The following is a 2,396-nucleotide window of genomic DNA, read 5'->3' on the forward strand; positions in this document are numbered from 1 at the left end:
AAGGCCAGGTCCAGGCGGCGCCGCGCCAGGGTCGCGCGCGCCTGCGCCACGGTGGCCACGGCTTGCTCGCGCTGGGCCACGGCATCGTCATACGCCTGGCGGCTGATGGCGTCCGCCTCGACCAGCGGCTTTAACCTGTCGGCCTGGCTGCTGGCGCGCTTCGCCGTGGCCACCGCATGCTGCAGGGCGGCTGCGGCCGAATCGACTTCCGCCTGGAATGGCGCGGGGTTCAGCTGGAACAGCTTCTGCCCCGCTTTGACGTCGGCGCCCTGCTCGAACTGGCGGCGCAGCACGATACCGCCCACTTGCGGGCGGATGTCGGCCGTGCGGAAGGCGGCCACCCGGCCCGGCAACTCGTCGCTGAGCACGACGGGCGCCGCTTGCAGCTTGAGCACGGTGACGGCGGCGGGCGGCGTGGCCGCCTCTTCCGGTGAGGGTTGGGAACAGGCGGCAAGGCTGAGCAGCGCCGCGGCGATCAAACTATTTTTTTGGGTGAAGAAGCTCGGATGCATGGTCTTTCTCTATGGCAGATCCCAACCGGCGGTCCGGTCGACAGATAAGCGCAGCATAAAAGCCCTGCGTGGATGTTCCGTCAAAGAAATGTGGAGATTCGATGGAGACAGCGAAGAATGCTAGACTCCGCGCATGAACTATCTCCACAGCGCCAGCCAACCGTCGTTCCTCGCCACCACCCCGCCCGCCGCCCTCGTGCTGATCGCCGAAGATGAACCGCAGATCGCGCGCATCCTGGCCGGCTACCTGGAGCGCGACGGCTACCGCACGGCCTTCGCGATGGATGGCCAGGAGGCGCTGCAGCAGCACCTGGCGCTGGCGCCCGACCTGCTGCTGCTCGACGTGCAGATGCCCAGGATCGACGGCTGGGGCGTGCTGACGGAAGTGCGGCGGCGCGGCGAAACGCCCGTCATCATGCTGACGGCGCGCGACCAGGATGCCGACAAGCTGGCCGCCCTGCGCGTGGGCGCGGACGACTACATCATCAAACCCTTCAATCCGGCCGAAGTGGTGGCCCGCGTGGCCGCCGTGCTGCGCCGCTCGCGCGTGCGCCACCACCCGGTGGGCGGCCAGCGCCTGCGCTGCGGCCCCATCGAAATCGACCAGGAAACCTATGTGGCCAGCGTGCTGCGCGATGGCATGGCCCAGCCTCTCATGCTCAGCCTGACGCTGACGGAGTTCCGCCTGCTGGCGCACCTGGCGCGCACGCCGCGCCGCGTCTGCACGCGCCTGGAATTGCTGGAGTCGTGCATGCCCGAGAGTAATTCAATGGAGCGCACGGTGGACAGCCACGTCAGCAAGCTGCGCAAGAAGCTGGAGGAAGCGGGCGTGATGAACATGCCGGCCAGCCTGCGCGGCGTCGGCTACCGCCTGGAAAGCGACTGATGCGTTTCACGGGCCTGAACCGGCAGATCATCCTGTCGATGTCCGTGCTGATGGTCAGCAGCATCCTGATCATCTGGATCGGATCCTGGATGTTTTTTGCCATCGCCTTCAAGATCGATCCCGGCATGCTGTCCGAGCCGGACGACTGGTCGCCCAGCACCGTCGAGTGGCTGTGGATCTTCGCCATCACCATTTTCGGCCTGCTGCTGGCCGCGTTCTTCGCCATCAAGCTGGCCTCGCGCATTCTCAAGCCGATCAATTCCGTGATGGACAGCGTGCGCCGCGTGGCCCACGGCGACCTGTCCGCGCGCGCCTTCGCCGGCGACCGCAGCCTGGGCGAGACAGCCATGCTGGTCGATGACTTCAACAGCATGGCCGAACGCCTGCAGCGCGCGGCCAAGGAAAGCGAGACGTGGAACGCGGCCATCGCGCACGAGCTGCGCACGCCCGTGACCATCCTGCGCGGCACCTTGCAAGGTGTCGTCGACGGCGTCTTCAAGCCCGAGGAAGTGCCGTTTTCCAGCCTGCTGTCGCAAGTGGAAGACCTGGGCCGCCTGATCGAGGACTTGCGCACCCTGAGCCTGGCCGACAGCGGCCACATGCAGCTGCGCATGGCGTGGACCGACCTGACACTGGAAATCGAGGAAGTGCGCCGCCTGCTGGCGCCGGAGATGACCGCGGCCGGCTTCACCCTGCAACTGCACCTGTCCGACCATCCCGTCTGCTGCGACGCGGCGCGCATCCGGCAAATCGTGCTGGCCCTGCTCGACAACGCACGCCGCTACGCCCATCCTGGCCTGCTGCGCGTGCGTACGCGCGTGCAGGCCGGCCAGTACTACCTGAGCGTCGAGGACGCAGGCCCCGGCATTGCGGAGGATTTGGCGCCGCATGTGTTCGAAGCGTTCCGCCGCGGCGACAGCGCACGCGACGACGTCAGCGCGGGCAGCGGCCTGGGGCTGGCCGTGGTCGAGGCCATCGCCCGCGCCCACGGCGGCGGC

3 protein-coding genes are annotated in these 2,396 nt (G+C 67.7%); 2 read left to right on the top strand and 1 reads right to left on the bottom strand.

From position 1 onward, the window contains the following. Nucleotides 1-512: efflux RND transporter periplasmic adaptor subunit (locus JaAD80_RS28740; protein WP_146012602.1), on the bottom strand; the 512-nt coding region annotated here is incomplete at its 3' end. Nucleotides 513-645: 133 nt separating this feature from the next. Between JaAD80_RS28740 and JaAD80_RS28745 the strand changes: the two genes are divergently transcribed. After that, nucleotides 646-1,398, top strand: a complete 753-nt coding sequence (locus JaAD80_RS28745) for a response regulator (RefSeq protein WP_102299584.1) — start codon at nucleotides 646-648, stop codon at nucleotides 1,396-1,398. Continuing rightward, nucleotides 1,398-2,396 (top strand): ATP-binding protein (locus JaAD80_RS28750; protein ID WP_102299585.1); only part of this gene is annotated, 999 nt, incomplete at its 3' end. The genes JaAD80_RS28745 and JaAD80_RS28750, both read left to right, overlap by 1 nt.

Source organism: Janthinobacterium sp. AD80 (genome assembly GCF_002878455.1).
Taxonomy (GTDB): Bacteria; Pseudomonadota; Gammaproteobacteria; order Burkholderiales; family Burkholderiaceae_D; genus Janthinobacterium.

Bases quoted from the DNA above. Each gene is read 5' to 3' on its own strand.
- JaAD80_RS28745 (WP_102299584.1), top strand. From the start codon at position 646: ATGAACTATCTCCACAGCGCCAGCCAACCGTCGTTCCTCGCCACCACC.